Origin of the sequence: Methylobacterium sp. J-088 (genome assembly GCF_022829295.1) — a bacterium.
GTDB lineage: Bacteria > Pseudomonadota > Alphaproteobacteria > Rhizobiales > Beijerinckiaceae > Methylobacterium.
The window spans coordinates 119,199-135,457 of the sequence record NZ_JAKSYH010000057.1 but is presented as its reverse complement, the minus strand read 5'-3'; the positions used below and the strand labels follow the sequence as shown (position 1 = coordinate 135,457).

General features: G+C 67.0%; 12 protein-coding genes and 1 pseudogene. 8 read left to right on the top strand and 5 right to left on the bottom strand.

Going from position 1 to position 16,259, the window contains the following annotated elements:
• Positions 1-26: 26 nt before the first annotated feature.
• Entirely contained in the window at positions 27-1,718 is a 1,692-nt protein-coding gene (locus MKK63_RS07370; protein ID WP_244000178.1) for an aminotransferase class III-fold pyridoxal phosphate-dependent enzyme, read from the top strand.
• 52 nt (positions 1,719-1,770) lie between these two features.
• Here the strand turns inward: MKK63_RS07370 and MKK63_RS07365 are convergent, their stop codons facing one another.
• Together MKK63_RS07365 and MKK63_RS07360 are read right to left on the bottom strand one after the other, a co-directional pair.
• On the bottom strand, positions 1,771-2,382 hold the full coding sequence (locus MKK63_RS07365; RefSeq protein WP_244000175.1) for a hypothetical protein: 612 nt from the start codon (positions 2,380-2,382) through the stop codon (positions 1,771-1,773).
• A gap of 48 nt (positions 2,383-2,430) precedes the next feature.
• Positions 2,431-3,117, bottom strand: coding sequence for a class I SAM-dependent methyltransferase (locus MKK63_RS07360; RefSeq protein ID WP_244000173.1), 687 nt, complete (start codon positions 3,115-3,117; stop codon positions 2,431-2,433).
• A 703-nt stretch (positions 3,118-3,820) separates the two neighbouring features.
• On the opposite strand from MKK63_RS07360, the gene MKK63_RS07355 reads away from it, so the two are divergent.
• The 4 genes and pseudogenes from MKK63_RS07355 to mqo all read left to right on the top strand — a co-directional run bounded on the left by MKK63_RS07355 (position 3,821) and on the right by mqo (position 9,160).
• The gene (locus tag MKK63_RS07355; RefSeq protein ID WP_244000303.1) at positions 3,821-4,606 is read left to right on the top strand and encodes a lytic transglycosylase domain-containing protein; all 786 of its coding nucleotides are present in this window, start codon (positions 3,821-3,823) and stop codon (positions 4,604-4,606) included.
• A 402-nt stretch (positions 4,607-5,008) separates the two neighbouring features.
• A complete protein-coding gene (locus tag MKK63_RS07350) occupies positions 5,009-6,142 on the top strand; it encodes a tlde1 domain-containing protein (protein WP_244000171.1) in 1,134 nt (377 codons plus the stop codon).
• Positions 6,143-6,324: 182 nt separating this feature from the next.
• A complete protein-coding gene (locus MKK63_RS07345) occupies positions 6,325-6,828 on the top strand; it encodes a lipocalin-like domain-containing protein (protein ID WP_244000169.1) in 504 nt (167 codons plus the stop codon).
• Positions 6,829-7,432: 604 nt separating this feature from the next.
• Positions 7,433-9,160, top strand: a pseudogene (gene mqo, locus MKK63_RS07340) (malate dehydrogenase (quinone)).
• A gap of 168 nt (positions 9,161-9,328) precedes the next feature.
• On the opposite strand, the gene MKK63_RS07335 reads toward mqo, so the two are convergent.
• The 3 genes from MKK63_RS07335 to MKK63_RS07325 all read right to left on the bottom strand — a co-directional run bounded on the left by MKK63_RS07335 (position 9,329) and on the right by MKK63_RS07325 (position 13,124).
• Positions 9,329-10,063 (bottom strand): DUF3750 domain-containing protein, encoded by a 735-nt coding sequence (locus MKK63_RS07335; RefSeq protein WP_244000167.1) that lies wholly within the window; start codon positions 10,061-10,063, stop codon positions 9,329-9,331.
• A gap of 93 nt (positions 10,064-10,156) precedes the next feature.
• Positions 10,157-11,014 (bottom strand): triphosphoribosyl-dephospho-CoA synthase MdcB, encoded by an 858-nt coding sequence (gene mdcB / locus MKK63_RS07330; RefSeq protein WP_244000165.1) that lies wholly within the window; start codon positions 11,012-11,014, stop codon positions 10,157-10,159.
• A gap of 127 nt (positions 11,015-11,141) precedes the next feature.
• Positions 11,142-13,124, bottom strand: coding sequence for an acyl CoA:acetate/3-ketoacid CoA transferase (locus MKK63_RS07325; RefSeq protein ID WP_244000163.1), 1,983 nt, complete (start codon positions 13,122-13,124; stop codon positions 11,142-11,144).
• A 791-nt stretch (positions 13,125-13,915) separates the two neighbouring features.
• On the opposite strand from MKK63_RS07325, the gene MKK63_RS07320 reads away from it, so the two are divergent.
• The 3 genes from MKK63_RS07320 to MKK63_RS07310 are packed head-to-tail and all read left to right on the top strand — an operon-like array spanning position 13,916 to position 16,250.
• Positions 13,916-14,677 (top strand): GntR family transcriptional regulator, encoded by a 762-nt coding sequence (locus MKK63_RS07320; protein WP_244000161.1) that lies wholly within the window; start codon positions 13,916-13,918, stop codon positions 14,675-14,677.
• Positions 14,674-15,444, top strand: a complete 771-nt coding sequence (locus tag MKK63_RS07315) for an ABC transporter ATP-binding protein (protein WP_244000159.1) — start codon at positions 14,674-14,676, stop codon at positions 15,442-15,444. The genes MKK63_RS07320 and MKK63_RS07315 overlap by 4 nt, the downstream gene beginning before the upstream one ends.
• Positions 15,435-16,250, top strand: a complete 816-nt coding sequence (locus MKK63_RS07310) for an ABC transporter permease (RefSeq protein WP_244000157.1) — start codon at positions 15,435-15,437, stop codon at positions 16,248-16,250. The genes MKK63_RS07315 and MKK63_RS07310 overlap by 10 nt, the downstream gene beginning before the upstream one ends.
• Positions 16,251-16,259 lie beyond the last annotated feature (9 nt).

The following is a 16,259-nucleotide window of genomic DNA, read 5'->3' as shown; positions in this document are numbered from 1 at the left end:
AACCGCCTCCGATAAGGCGCGGGGCGATGTCCGCACTCCTCGCCACTCTGTCCGCCACCACCGCCGCCGCGGTTCTGGCTCTTCCGCGCGCCGCAGAGCGCCTGCGATTGTCCCGGGCGAAACATCCTTCGCTCACGGGCCATGCCCGGATGGCCCGGCGCGTCGCCGGGCTCATTCCAAATTACGCCTATTCCGAGCGCGCCTTCTTCCGCTCTGACGATCCGGAGGAAGCGGTGGCGCAGCGGCGCGAGGCCGGCTTCGCGCGGCTCTCCGACCTGTTCCGGACGCGCTACGCGCGCACCCGCGCCGAGACCGAGGCCGTGCGCGACGGCCTGTCGGACCTGCAATTCACCGGCCTGTACCGGGTGCCGTTCCAGTACGCCCGGCACGTGCGCGCACATCTCGGCACCGGCGCCTTCGCGACCGCCTCCGAGGGCGTGACCGTCACGGATCTCGACGGCAACGTCGCCTACGATCTCGCCGGCTCCTACGGGGTGAACCTGTTCGGCGTCGATTTCTACCGGGCCTGTCTGGAGGAGGGGGCCGCGCGCGTCGCCGCGCTCGGCCCGGTGCTCGGCCCGCTGCACCCGGTGGTCACCGGCAACGTCGCGCGGTTGAAGGCGCAGTCCGGCCTCGACGAGGTCTCGTTCCATATGTCCGGGACCGAGGCGGTGATGCAGGCCGTGCGGCTCGCTCGCTACCACACCGGACGGCGCCGGATCGTACGCCTGTGCGGCGCCTATCACGGTTGGTGGGGCGAGGTGCAGCCCGGCATCGGCAACCCCGTCCCGACCCGCGACACGCTCACCCTGGCCGACATGTCGGAGCGGACCTTGCAGGTCCTCGCGTCCCGACGGGATGTCGCCTGCGTGCTGGTCAACCCGCTCCAGGCCATGCACCCCAACGCGGGCGCGCCGTCCGATTCGGCCCTGGTCGACAGCGCGCGCAAGACCGCCTTCGACCGGGTCGCCTACACGAAGTGGCTGCACGACCTGCGGGCGGTATGCAGCGCCCGCGGCATCGTGCTGATCCTCGACGAGGTCTTCCTCGGCTTCCGCCTCGCCCGGGGCGGCGCTCAGGAGTATTTCGGCGTCCAGGCCGACATGGTGACCTATGGCAAGACGCTGGGCGGCGGCCTTCCGGTCGGCGTTCTGTGCGGGCGCGCCGACCTGATGCGGCGCTACCGGGACGACCGCCCGGTCGACATCTGTTTCGCCCGCGGGACCTTCAACGCCCATCCCTATGTAATGGGCGCCATGAGCGCGTTCCTCGACCGGCTCGACACGCCGGAGGTCGCCACCCTCTACGCCGATCTCGACGCGACCTGGGACCGGCGCGCGGCGCGCCTCAACGCCCTGCTGGCGGAAGCAGGCCTGCCGGTGCGGGTCGCGAACATGTCCACGGTCTGGACGGTCCTGTACACGAAGACGTCGCGCTACAACTGGATGCTGCAATTCTACCTGCGCGCGGAGGGGCTGGCCCTGTCCTGGGTCGGGACCGGTCGCCTGATCTTCAGTCTCGCCTACGACTACGCGGCGTTCGAGGCCGTAGCGGCGCGGTTCGTCGCGGCGGCCACGGCGATGCGGGCCGATGGCTGGTGGGATGCGGGTGCGCCGAGCGACAAGGCGATCCGCCGCGCGCTCCTGCGGGAGGTTGCGGCGGTGCGCCTCGGCACGTTGGGCGCCCGGATCGGCCTGCGCGCACCGGATCGAGCCTGATCCAGCCGCAAGAGCGCCGGGCGGATCCCCGCCCGGCGTCCGCTCTGCGATCTCAGGCGCCGTGCTCGTGCGGCTCATGCTCCTCGACCAACTCACCGTGCAGCAGCGCGAGCGGCGCCTTGTGGTAGAGCTTGATGTCGTGGAACGGGTCCGTGAGGATCTTGGTGACCCAGACGAGTCCGGTCTGCACGTCGCGCAGGACGAACAGCTGCACCATCCGGAACAGCAGGCCCGCCAGCGCCAGCCACAGCCAGATCCAGCCGACGTTGCGGATCAGGTCCGTCGTCGTCTGGTGCGGCGAGATCAGGCCGAACAAGCTCCGATCGAAGTAGAGCGGTAGCGGCGACAGAGCCCAGATCGCGAGCAGCACGATCTTACGCTGCAGGTTGTAGCCGACCTTGATCTCTTCCTTGTGCTCGTGGCTGGCGTCGTTGACGTGGTCGTAGCCCTTCGGCTCGAAGAACAGGTGACCGGCCTGCCGAGACGTCATGGCGATCAGCCAGCCGATGAGCGCGGCCGTCGCCGGGTCCTTGAACGCCAGGGCGTAGGCCACCAGGAAGCTGATCGCACTGATGACGTGCAAGCTCTGATTGACGCGATTGTGGTGGTAGTACCGGTGATCATCCCAGCGCTGGATGCGCAGAGCTTCCAGAAAGCTCGCCATGGTGTGCGTCCTCGTGAAACGATGATGGGGGAGTGGCGTCGCGGGATCTCAGGCGTCGTGCTTGCGCAGGCGGACGAGGGAGAAATGGCCAAGCGGCGGCAGCGCCCGGCGCTCGACGATCTCGACCGGAGCGCCCGCCGCCCAGGCGGCGTAGCGGTTCCAGGCGAATTCGGTCCGCCAGCCGAGGCGGCTCGTGATCGGCGCCAAGGCATGCTCGATGGTGCGGCGCAGGCCGTTCTCGGCACCGATGCGGGTGGTGATGACGATCTCGCCGCCGGGGCGGAGAACCCGGGCGAATTCGTCCAGCGCCGCCTCGGGGTTCGGGACCGCCGTGACGACGTATTGCGCCACGATCACGTCGAAGGACGCGTCCGGGAAGTCGAGGTGCTCGGCATCCATGACGGCGAGGCGCTCGACATTGCGCAAGCCGAGCCGCGCCACGCGCTGGCGCGCCTTCTCCAGCATCGGCGCCGAGATATCGATACCCACGATGCTGCGCGCTCGGCGATAAGCCGGCAACGACAACCCGGTCCCGACCCCGACTTCGAGGATCCGCCCGCCGACCTGCTCCGCCGCGGCCGCCGCCAGGGTCCGCCCCTGGGCGAAGACCGGCCCGAACACCAGATCGTAGACCGGCGCCCAGCGACCGTAAGCCTTGGCGACACCGTCGCGATCGAGATCGGGGCCGAGCGCGCCTGAGCGCGATGAGCCGGTGCCGTGCATTCCGATAGCCATTGGTGTTCAGTCTCGCTGTCTGCCAGATCGAAAGCTGGTGAGATGAAAGTGAATGGATCGAGGTTTCGGCGCCTGCGCGCGGCCGACCTGTCCGGACCTCGCTCCGGATCAGGCCCGCCGACGCGATCGCAGGGATCCTTGCCCTCGACAGCGCGACGGCACCGCGCCGGCATGCCGGGGAGAACGGTGCGCCGCCGTTGAGATCGCCGACATTGCGGTACGCTGAACGCGAATCAGGAGATGCGGTGCAGCGTAAGGCGTCGAGCTGCCCTGTCCGTGATGAGCCCCAAACCGCTTCTCCGGAGACCATTTTTCCGCCGGCAAAGCTATGACCGACATTTGACAACGTTGTGACGCCAGTAAGAACCGTTCGAAACGAATTCTCTTCGCCGGCAAATCAGTTCCATGGAGAACGAATGGCGGCGGGACATTGCATTGATGGGCCGCATGTCCGGCAAAGACCTTGCCGGCAAAGCGATCGTCGAACCGATCGGCCCGATCGGCGGGCGTCCCCGCGCTGCCGGAGGAGCGGCCCGGCCGGCCGCGGCATGCAACAGTCGTTAAGCGAATTCGCAAGTGTGAAGGCAGGATTTCGGAGTTCGCGTCTTCGACATCTTCTCGCCCTGATATCGCCGAGATGTGGCAGGGTATCGCCAGACGGATGAGGCGCGAGGACGCGCCGAAGGAGTGTTTCGTGATCGACATGATACGGCGTCAGACCCTCGCGGTAGCGGCCATCGCCGGGATCGCCTTGAGCGCCGGGCAGGCGCAGGCCGCGCAATGCGGCAACAGTGCCGCGGGCTTCGAGACCTGGAAGCGGGAATTCTCCGAGGAAGCGCGCGGCCGGGCCAGCGCGGCGAGCCTCGCAGCGCTGCAGAACACAACCTATTCGACCGCCACGATCTCGGCCGATCGTGGCCAGCACAGCTTCAAGCTGTCGCTCGACCAGTTCCTAGCCAAACGCGGCGGTCCGACGATCGTCTCCAAGGGGCGGGTGCTGAAGCGGCAGAACGCAGCGTTGTTCGATTCGATCGAGCAGCGCTACGGCGTCCCGCCGGGGCCGCTGCTGGCGATCTGGGGCATGGAGACCGGGTTCGGCGCCGTGCGCGGCAACGTCAATACTCTCTCGGCCGTGGCGACGCTCGCCTACGATTGCCGCCGCTCCGAGTATTTCACGGACCAGCTCTACGCCGCGCTGACCCTGGTCGACCGCGGCCTGCTGACGCCGAGCACCCGCGGGGCCGCGCACGGGGAGGTCGGCCACACGCAGTTCCTGCCCAAGAACGTGCTGACCTACGGCACCGGCGACCTGAACAACGTCAACGCAGCCCTATCGTCGACAGCCAACTTCCTGAAGGCGCACGGGTGGCGTGCCGGTGCGGGTTATCAGCCCGGTGAGCCGAACTTCGCCGCGATCCAGGGTTGGAACGCTGCGCCGGTCTATGAGCGCGCCATCGCGCTCCTGGGGCGCCAGATCGACAACGACTGAAACCAAGCTCGTAGGCGTACGTCCGGGTCCTGTTGACCCGGACGTCACCTTGATGCGCTCTCCAACGTCGAACCGGGATCCCGGTCGGCGGAGAGCACCTCAAGGCGTCCATCCTAACAGCGACCGTCGATGCCATCGCCGCAACGTGCCGGAATAGATGCTCGGCGAAGGCAGTTATCAGAAGCGTGCATGATCCGACGAATACTTGCGGAAGTGGTCTATAGCGCCTGAAAATGGCCCCGATCGATCCCAGATCGACCATGGACTTGCCGCAGAAAAGCCCGTTCAGACCCGCTGTTTCGGCCCGAGCGGAGCAGGTTGTCTGGTTGCACGTCCCACGCGTCGAAGGGTGACGATTCCGGACCGACCTGCCCCCGCCCGACGAGGAGCATGGGCATCTGCATGGCGATCGATACCGTGCCGCCGAACGGCCAGGACAGCAGACGGTCGCGACGTTCGTGTCTCGCGCCGCTGACGGTTTTCACCGGCGCGCTCGCCATGGCCCTGGTCGGATCCGGCATCCGAGATCATGACCTGCGGCCATCCGCATCCGATATGGCGGCGGCAATCCGGAGCACGTCGCCCGGGGCAGCCGACCAGCCGGTCCGTTCGCGCGATACCGCCGCGGCATCGGAGCCCGGGACGTCCCCATCGGAGCCGGACGCGCTTGCATCGGCTGAGGCAAACCCGGAGATCGCCGACGGCCCTCCGGCGCATTGGGCCTGGATGCCGATGGTGCCGGTTCCTGCCGTACCGAATCTGGAAGTGCCATCGGACAGCCGGCCGGAAGAAGCGCCGCGCATCGCCGTGACCGTGCCGCTTCCGGTTCCGCGTCCCCCTGAATTTCGCAGCCCGGGGGCGCCCGTCCTCGCGCGCCGGGCCGACCGGCGCATGGCCCGGCGCGACGTTCCGCTTGCTCAGACGGCGGCACCGCCGACGGACGAGCGTACGTTCCTGGAGAAACTGTTCGGTCTCGAGCAGTCCCCGGCACCCACACCGGCCCTGGCCTACGCTGCGCTCGAGAGCAAGCCGATCGTGGTGGCCCCGCAGCGGCGGATCTCACCGCCGCTTGCCCTGTCGCGCGAGCCGAGCCCGACGGGGGGCGTTGCCATCTACAACATTGCCGCCCGGAGCGTGACCCTGCCGAGCGGCGAGCGACTCGAAGCCCATTCGGGACTCGGCGAGGGTCTGGACGATCCGCGGCTGGTCAATGTGCGGATGCGCGGACCGACGCCGCCCGGGACCTATGACCTGACCGAGCGCGAGCAATTGTTTCACGGCGTGCGGGCCATCCGGCTGACGCCCGTGGGCGGCAGCGAGGCGATCTACGGCCGGGTCGGGTTGCTGGCCCATACGTTCATGCTGGGACCGCGCGGTGATTCGAACGGCTGCGTCTCGTTCCGCGACTACGAACGTTTCCTCCAGGCGTTCCTCCGCGGCGAGGTCCAGCGCCTCGTCGTGGTCTCCGGCACGCAGGATCCGCTGCCCACGATGGCGGACGGTGGCCGCACGCGCATGGCGCGCAACGGCGGTTGATTCAGGAAAGTTGACGGCGCGCAAGTGCAGTCTTTCGCATCACCCGCTCCGGGCGCGGCGCGATGGTCACGCACCGGGCTTGCCAACACCGCCGCGCAGCGCACGGTGGCCGTGTCCCTACGATAGGCCGGTCGTCGAACATGCGCTTTGGAAGATCACGGATAGGCTTGTGCTACGCTCTGATGGCGCTCGCCGCCCTCGCACTGCCCCTGGCGGCGCCACGGGTCGACGCGCAGGATCGTAAGGCCGATCGATCCGGCACATCGCTCGCCGAACGCATCGTCGGCACCTGGGAGCTCGTTTCCTACAAGGTTGAAGACAAGGAGACGGGCAAGCGCATCGACGCGATGGGCAGCACGCCCCGAGGACGCGTCATCTTCACCCCGGACGGCTGGGTGGCGTTCAATCTGGAGGGCAGCGACCGGAAACCGGCCGCAACGGATACCGAGCGTGCCGAACTGATGAAGAGTCTGGTTGCCTATATCGGTCGCTACCGAATCGAAGGCGACCAGTGGGTGACGATCGTCGAGACGGCGTGGGCGCCTGAATGGGTCGGCACGGAGCAACGGCGGGACGTCCGGCTCGACGGTGATTACGCAGACGTCAACACCCCATGGCGCGTGATGCCCAACTGGAACTCGGGCCGCCCGTCGCGTAGCCTGATCCGATTCAAGCGAATCTCGTAGTCCTCCTATCCATCGCGGAGACTGCAGCCGCAGTTAAAGCAAGGCTGCGGCGGTCGAGTTTGTAGCCGTGCGCTCCATGAGCATGTGGTCCAGCGTCGATCCAAGCAATCGCATTGCAGCGGCGAGCTTGCCGGATCGGCGGATATCGCCGTTCAACAGGGCAACGATCGGCGGGCCACGGACGGGGAATTTCGGTGATTGTCCTGCCGCGCTTCATCCTCTAGACGACGCCCGTCAGAGGCTGTACCGATCCGGCCAGAACGTGCCACCCGCGATGGTCGTCAATTGCGGTGCGGCCCATGGATTGAACCTGGAAGCGTTCCTGTTGGTCGGACCGCGGTCCGGTACAGACAATAACAAAGCAAGCGATCCAACGCGCAGAGAAACGGAATTACGCGGCCATCCGCCTTTCAAGGCGGTGTCGCGTAGTCCCGAAAGCAATGCGCGCGGCAGGCCAACTCCGGGCGGTATTCCGGTGTGACGCGACGATCCAGAGGAAACGATCCGGAAGGCCGGCACAGGACATTCCCTGTCGCCCATTTCGTCCGTGTCAGTCCGCGGGCGTGCTTGCCAAGCACGTCCGCCCTTCAATCGGGATCCGACCATGCGTGCCGACGATGAGACCGCGCCCTTCCGCCACCGTCAGCCGCAGGCCGCGCTGCCTCTGAACCGCAGACAGATCCTCGGGACCGCCGCGGTCGGGCTGGCAGTGGCTGCGCTGCCGACCTCCTTCGCGCTGGCCGACGCGGCCGACAGCAAGGTCGATGTTCTGCTGATCGGCGGCGGCATCATGAGCGCCACGCTCGGCGTGTGGCTGAACGAGCTTGAGCCCAACTGGTCGATCCAGATGGTCGAGCGCTTGGATCAAGTCGCGATGGAGAGCTCGAACGGCTGGAACAATGCCGGCACGGGCCACTCGGCCCTCGCAGAGCTGAACTACACGCCTGAGAAGAACGGCAAGGTCGAGATCCCCAAGGCGGTGGAGATCAACGAGGCCTTTCAGGTCACACGTCAATTCCTGGCCTATCAGGTCAAGAACGGCGTAATGACGAATCCGCGCTCCTTCATCAATTACACGCCGCACATGAGCTTCGTCTGGGGCGACGACAACATCGCCTATCTGAAGAAGCGCTGGGAAGCTCTCAAGGCGAGCCCGCTCTTCGCCGGCATGGAATACTCGGAGGATCCCGAGCAGCTGCGCAAATGGGTGCCGCTGATGATGGAGGGGCGCGACCCGAAGCAGAAGGTCGCCGCCACGTAGTCGCCGCTCGGCACCGATTGCGAGTGGGGCGAGGTGACCCGGCAATACGTCGCCTATCTGCAGAAGCAGCCGAGCTTCAAGCTGCGCCTGTCCACGGAAGTCGAGAGCATCGTCAAGAACGCGGACGGCTCCTGGCGGGTGACCTCGAAGAACCTCAAGGACGGCTCCCGCCAAAGCGTCGACGCCAAGTTCGTGTTCATCGGCGCGGGCGGCGGCGCCCTGCACCTGCTGCAGAAATCCGGCATTCCCGAGGGCGACGATTACGCCGGCTTCCCGGTGGGTGGCTCGTTCCTGATCAACGACAACCCGGATGTCGCCACGCTGCACCTGGCCAAGGCCTATGGCAAAGCCTCGGTCGGCTCGCCGCCGATGTCGGTGCCGCACCTCGACACACGGGTGCTGGGCGGCAAGCGCGTGATCCTGTTCGGGCCGTTCGCGACCTTCTCGACGAAGTTCCTCAAGGAAGGGTCGTATCTCGACCTCCTGAGTTCCACCACGACCAGCAACATCTGGCCGATGATGCGCGTCGGCATGGATGAGTTCCCGCTGGTCGAGTACCTCGCCGAGCAGCTCATGCTGTCGGACGATGACCGGATTGCGGCCCTGCGCGAATACTTCCCGAAGGCCAAGAAGGACGAGTGGCGCCTCTGGCAGGCGGGCCAGCGCGTGCAGATCATCAAGCGCGATCCGCAGAAGGGCGGCGTGCTGAAGCTCGGCACCGAGATCGTCAACGCCAAGGATGGCAGCATCGCGGCCCTGCTCGGGGCCTCGCCGGGCGCCTCAACGGCGGCGCCGATCATGCTGCAGGTGCTGGAGAAGGTCTTCGCCAAGAACGTGGCGACGCCGGAATGGCAGGCCAAGATCCGCGAGATCGTCCCGAGCTACGGCACGAAGCTGAATGACGATCCGGATCGCGTCGCGCAGGAATGGGCCGCCACGAGCGCCGCGCTCGAGCTGCCGGCACCGCCGCAGATCGACCGTGCGGTGGTGAAGCCGGTTTCCACCGGCAGCACGGTGCTCAACAGCAGTCCCGGCACGGTGAAGGAGCCGGTTCACGACCTCGCCCCCTGAGCGGTGCGATCGGCGTCCGGAGCGGCCCTTGGCGGCTCCGGACGCCCGATGCCGTGATCTACCCTATTGCTCTGACGCATTCACTTCGTTCATGCGAGTGAGCACGAGTACTTTGGTTTTGCATCAATTTTTCCAGACCCGGCTGACGCCTCCGTCTGGATCGATGCCCTAGATCCCGACCCGTCCCAGCGCCGGCAGCTTGATCCCGGGCCGGCGCAGGTCGATGCCGGCGACGCCGCCGAGCAGGTTCAGTTCGATTCCCTCGACCCAGCCGATCGTCAGCCCCGCATAGCCGCCGAGATTGAGCCGAACGCCGGTTCCAGAGGGCGTTCGGCCGATCCATCGGCCGTCATAGGGAAAATCCTTGCCGATCGCCGTGGTCGGCAAGCTGGCCTGGATCTCCGGCACGGCCGCCATGACGGCGGCCACGAAGGTATTCGAGTTCGGGCCCGGCCAGACCACGTAGTCGCCTGGGCGGGCGTAGCGGTACTCAGCCACGGCTTTCCGGATTCGCGGCAGCATCGCCTCGGCCGCCGGGCCATCCGCCGCGAAGACGGTCTCGGGCGGGTTGCCGAACCACCGCCCGTCGGGGACGAAGCGGTCGATCCAGATCGGCTGTCCCCAGGCCGTGTAGTCGAATCGCCGATAGGCGCGCTCACCCGGTCCCTTGATGACGATCCAGCTGTGCGTCGCCACGATCCCACGCCAGCTCACCGTGCGTGCAGAAAAGACTCGCACGATCGCGCCCGGCTCACGCTCGGCGGGCGGAAGCAGCCCCGCGCTGGAGCGGTCGGCGAGCCGCCAATCTCCGCTGGCTCGCAGCCAGTAGAGGGTGGCGGAAATCGCGACGGGCACGATGAAGAGGGCTGCAAGCGCAAGAAGCGCGATCCGGATCAGGGTCACGAAGAGGCCGGGGCAGGGGAGAGCAGGGCGGCGAGACACCCTATCTGGGTATGGCCGAGCCTGCCGAGAATGCGACCCAAGCGGCGCGCCCGTTCAGACGTGCCGGGTCACACCGAGCGAATCGAGCAAGAGCGTCACCGCAAGGAGATCGGCGCATCCGCCGGGGCTGAGCCGCGCGGCCACGAAGTCGCGGTGAACTGCGATGGCCCGATCACGCCAGCCAGGCGTGCCGACGCCGCCGGCTTCCGTGAAAGCCGAGGCGTCCGCCCGCGCAACCGTCAATCCGTCCACCCCGCCGCGGTGGAGGAGATTCGTATCGTCGACCACGGCGAGCAGGGCGAAGAAGCAATCGACGCGCGCGGCCTCCGGATCACCAGGTGCGCGGGCGCGGCCCAACTGCAGCGCGGGCAACCCGATCGCCCGGATCGTGGGAAAACCCGCCGCCGCCTCGGCGCTCGCGCCACCGACCCCGTATCGCCGGATCACCCGGCCTCCATGGCTCACCGGGGATGCCGGCATGCAGGCGATTGCCGCGCCCCAGCGCGCCGCGACCATCTCCGCGTAAGTCTCCGGGGAAACGGACGTCCTGCCGATCACACCTGCGGCCGCGCAGATCAGGCCCAGCGAGAAGATCGCACCGCGATGGGCGTTGATCCCGCCGGTGGCGCGCATCATCGCGGCTTCCGCCCGGATGCCGATCGCGCGGAGTTCCGGCATCGTGGCGCCCTTCGCGCCCGCCCCGACCAGTTCGGCGAAGAACGGCCGCAGCGCCGCCGCGCTGCGCGTCAGGGTATCGGCATCCATATCGTCGTGGCTGCCCGAATCGACCGGGCTGACGAGGCCAGGTTTCGGAAAGGTCTCCAGCTCGTCGATCAGCGCAGCGTGCGCACGCGCCGCGACATGCGCAGCCCAGGAACCGTCGTGGCGCCCTCGGTCCTCGACGGACGGCATCGAGAAGCGGTCATCCTGGCGCAGGGTCGGGGCTCCCGGCGACACCCATCGGCGTCGCCCGTGACGGGACGGGTCACGACTGTATACCGGAACACCGCCCCGCCGTATCCGGGCTTGCCCGGTTTCCTCACGCCGCCGAGGCCACCGCCGGCGAGATCCGCTTGCGGGCCTTCAAATCCTCGGTGCTGCTCAGGAAGGCCTGAGCTTCCTCCTTGCGCTCGAAGACGTGGGGGGCGACGCCGCGCTTGGTCAGCGCCTCTTCCATCTTCAGGCGCAGGAAGGCGCTGGTCGCGTAGCGGGTCGTGGTGGCGTAGTAGTTCGCCTGGAGATACTGGAGCACGCCGGCGTAATCATCGACCAAGTTCTCGTTCAGCCGGAAGCCGTCGTGGTTGATGACGGCGTTGACCCGCTGGCCGGCCTTGCGGCACGCCTCGACGATGGTCATGCGCAGCTCGTCCATGTCGCCCTTCACCCGGCAGTACCAGCCTTCTAGGTTGATGAAGAGGATGTTGCGCTCGGCGTCGTAGCTGACGCGGGACTTCAGATCGAGGTTGAGCAGGTCCGAGATCAGCTCCATCGGCTCTTCGCGGAAGATGCGCGGATCCATCGGTACTGGGTTTCGCACCACGGGGGAGAAATCCATGTGGGCGAGGATGTCACGCTCAATGTCGATGCCGGGTGCCACCTCAATCAGCTCAAGCCCTTCAGGCGTCAGCTGAAAGACGCAGCGCTCCGTGACGTAGAGAACGGGCTGCGAGCGCTCGACCGCGTAGGGACCCGAGAACGTGTTCTGCTGGACCTGGGTGACGAACTTCCGCGCCTTGCCCTCGGTGACGATGCGCATTCGCCCATCGTTGACGGCGATCTCCAGCCCGCCGGCCGTGAAGGTGCCGGCGAACACGACGGTGCGGGCGTTCTGCGAGATGTTGATGAAGCCGCCGCAGCCGTTCAACTTGCCGCCGAATTTCGAGGTGTTGACGTTGCCGGCGGCATCGCACTCGGCCATGCCCAGACAGGTCATGTCGAGGCCGCCGCCGTCGTAGAAATCGAACATCTGGTTCTGGTCGATGATGCAATCGGCGTTCGTGGCCGCGCCGAAGCTTGAGCCCGAAGCCAACACGCCACCCACCGCCCCGGCCTCGGTGGTCAGGGTGATGTAGGGGGTGATCTTCTCCTCGTTGGCCACCGACGAGATGCCCTCCGGCGCGCCGACACCGAGATTGACCACGCCGTTGGGCGGCAGTTCGAATGCGGCGCGGCGGGCGATGATCTTGCGCTCGTTGAGCGCCATCCGCTTGATGCCGGTAACCGGCACGCGGATCTCCCCGGCCAGCGCGGCGTCGTACACCACGCCGTAGTTCATCCGGTGCATCTCGGGCTCGGCCAGCACCACGCAGTCGACCAGGATGCCGGGTACGCGCACATCCTTCGGCAGCAGGTAGCCGTCATCGACGATGCGCTCGACCTGCGCGATGACGATGCCGCCGTTGTTGCGGGCCGCCATGGCTTGCGCGAGGCAGTCGAGGGTCAGCGCCTCCTTCTCGTAGGAGAGGTTGCCCGACGGATCCGCCGAGGTGGCGCGGATGAAGGCGACGTCGATCTTGGTGGCTGTATAGAACAGCCACTCCTCGCCATCGACCTCCACGAGCTTGACGATGTCCTCAGTCGTCAGCTCGTTGACCTTGGCGCCGCCATGGCGCGGATCGACGTAGGTTTTGAGGCCCACCTTGGAGAACAGGCCCGGCTGACCGGCCGCGCAGGCCCGGTAGAGCTGCGAGATCACGCCTTGAGGCAGATTGTAGCCGCGGATCAGGTTGTCCTGCGCGGCCTTCGCGACCTTCGGCATGCGCCCGAAATTCGCCGCGATGACCCGCGTGAGCAACCCGTCATGGTGCAGCCGACCGGTGCCGAGACCTTTACTGTCACCCGCACCCGCCGTCATGATCAGCGTGAGGCCCCTGGGCGAGCCGGTCTCGACGAACCGTGTCTCGAGGGCGGCGTGCAGCGCCTCCGGAATGCAGCTCTGAACGAATCCCGTGGTGGTGAGAACGTCGTTCTCGCGAATCAGCGCGATCGCCTCCTGCGCCGAGATCACCTTGTTCTTCTTCATGGGGCCCGTGATCCTTCCAGACTTCCGATCGCGGCGCCGCTCGCAGGACGGACCGTTCCTGACATCATCACCTGCCGACTGCGTACGGCCGGGACGGATCCAGGCATCAGACCAGCTGAGTTTTTCATTCGCATTCTATTGCATCGCATCAATACATGCGGCGTTGCGGCAGGACCGTCGTCTCCGCCAACATGATAATCTATTATAGAGCCACGTCGCCTTTTAAAAACTCTTCGACCCAACGTCAGAAAAATTGTACCGCCGGGCGCGCAGAGACCGTAGCCGAGGACCGGGCATCCCAACCACCCGATCGCCTCGCCGTCGCGCGCTGTCGTGGACCGTGGGCTCGCCAACGCAAATCTGCCGGCCCTCTGCAATCCAGACCGAGTGAACCGGGGACCGACCACCAGCTCGAATCGGACGACTCTCCGAGAGACCGCGGGATATGTGCCTCGATCACGCGAATAAGAAACTGATTATTTTCTAATGCGGCAAACCGAGAGATGCGATCTCCTAGAGACGTCGCAGCAATTGGATGCGCATTTCATTTACACAACCGGCAGCGAATGCGCATAAATACGGCATGGGATGCTCACAAGGCATGCTGAGCTGATCACAGAGCCGGTCGCATGCCCCTCGGCCGGCTTGGATCGCGGCGAATGACGGCCAGTCCACCCAGTGGGCTGGCGCGGGCAGGGCTGGCACGGGCCTGGTTGGCACATGTCGTGCGAGGTGTGGGCAGCTCACAGCTTGCTGTGAGAGACCCAATAGTACGCTGACGAGGTGACAGGATGACGAGCGCTTCTGCATCCCGGTCGACGCGCCCGGCGGTCGGAGTGCTCGCCGTCCCCGACGCGACGCGCAAGGGCAATCAAGCGTACGACCTGTTGCGGCGCGAGATCGTCGCCTGCCGGTTGCTTCCGGGGATCCGCTTCACCGAGGCAGAGGTGATGGAGCGCTTCGCGATCGGAAAGGCGAGCTGCCGGATCGCCCTCCAGCGTCTGGCCCAGGAGGGTTTCGTCAGCTCGATACCCCGCCACGGCTATCGGGTCAGCCCGGTCACCGTGAAGGATGTCGACGAGGTGTTCGCGCTGCGGATGGAGCTCGAACCGCTGGCGGCCCGGGCCGCCGCCGGCCGGGTGAACCGGGCACATCTGGAACGCCTGGAGCAGGCCTGCCGCCGCCGGATCACGGTGGAGATGGGCAACCAGATCGATTTCTTCCTCGAAGCCAACCGGGGCTTCCACCTCGCGATTGCGGCAGCGGCGGGGAACGGCCGCCTGTATCGAACCCTGTCGGGCCTGCTGGACGAGATGACCCGCCTCGTCGCCCTCGGCTTCGGCGTCCAGGGGGTGCGGCCGAACATCGAGAACGACCACACCGCGCTGATCGAGCATCTCGTGGCCGGGGACGCCGACAGTGCCGCGCTCGTCGCGCGCCGCCACGTCGAGACCTTCCGGGCCATGACGATGGAGAAGGTCATCGCAAGCCTGCGAGACACCGCCGTGGTCCCCTCATCCAGCCGGCCCCTGGCCGCGGGAGGCGAGCCGTGAACGCCGTCGAACTCAACCATGTCAGCAAGTGGTTCGACCGGCGCGAGGGCGGCCCGCTCCACGTCCTCGACACGATCGACATCGCGATCCCGCAGCACGCAATCGTCGCGATCCTTGGCGCATCGGGCTGCGGCAAGAGCACCCTCCTGAACATGATCGCCGGGCTGGTCGAACCGGATGAGGGCGCCGTCCTCCTCGACGGCATCCCGTCGCACGCCTTCCGCGACTGGCGGGCCATGACTTACATGTTCCAAGAGGATCGGCTGCTCCCGTGGCGCACGGCCGCGCAGAACGTCGCCTTCGGGCTCGAGGCCGGGCGCATGGGCCGGGCAGAGCGGGCGCGGCGGGTCGACGAGACTCTCCGCCTCGTCGAGCTCGATACCTTCCGCGACGCCTACCCGCATGAATTGTCCGGCGGCATGCGCAGCCGGGTGGCTCTGGCGCGCAGCCTCGTAACCGAGCCCAGGATCCTGCTCCTCGACGAGCCGTTCTCGAAGCTCGATCCCGAGATTCGCGCGCAGATGCACGCGGAACTGCTGCGCATCGCCGGTCTGCGGGCGATGACCCTGGTCTTCGTCACGCACGACGTCGAGGAAGCGGTCGTGCTGGCCAGCCAAGTGGTCGTCCTGCACCCGCGGCCGGGCCGGATCGGCACCATTCGGACGATCGATCTGCCCTATCCCCGCGACCCCCTTTCCGCGGAGGTCGCCGAAGAGGTCCGCCGCTTGCGCATCAGCCTCTCCGCCGCGAGCGCGCGATGCTCGTAAAGACCCCGCCACGCCTGATCCGGCAGGCACGGACCTCCGGGGCCGGCCGAAGGGCGGGCGTGCTCCTGCAGCGGCTGGCCCTGCTCGCCCTTGCGCTGGTCGCGTGGCAGCTCGGGTCGCTGCACGCGCCGAGCTTCGTTCTGCCGAGCCCGGCGCGGGTCTGGCACACTTGGCTCGGGCTGGTGGCCACGCCCGGGTTCGCCGCCGATCTCGGCATCACGCTGGGCCGGATCGGCGCCGGTCTCGCCTTCGCGGCCCTGGTCGGGCTGCCGCTCGGCCTTTTGCTCGGCGCGAGCCCCCGCCTCGGCCGTTTCTTCGAGCCGGTGCTGACGGTGACCAACACGGTCTCGTCCGCGATCTGGGCGATCTTCGCACTGATCTGGTTCGGTCTCTCGAACTGGACCACGATCTTCGTGGTGTTCATGACCGCGATGCCGCTGATCCTGACCAACGTCTGGCAGGGCACGCGCACGGTCAGCACCGAGCATCTTGAGCTCGCCCGCACCTTCCGCATGCCGCGCCACAAGGTGCTGACCAAGATCTACCTGCCGACGATCCTGCCGGCCTTCTTCTCGGGCGCGCGCCTCGCCATCGGCTTCGGGGCGCGGGTCGTGCTCGTGGCGGAGTCGCTGGGAGCGAGCAGCGGCATTGGCTATCGCCTGCGACAGGCGGCGGACCTCGTCCAGACCGATCAGGTCTTCGCCTGGACCCTCACCCTCGTCGCCCTGATGATCGGGCTCGAGACGCTTGTCCTGAAGCCGGCGGAACAGCGCCTGTTCGCCTGGAAGAAGGTGGCGCAGCCATGACGGCCGGCG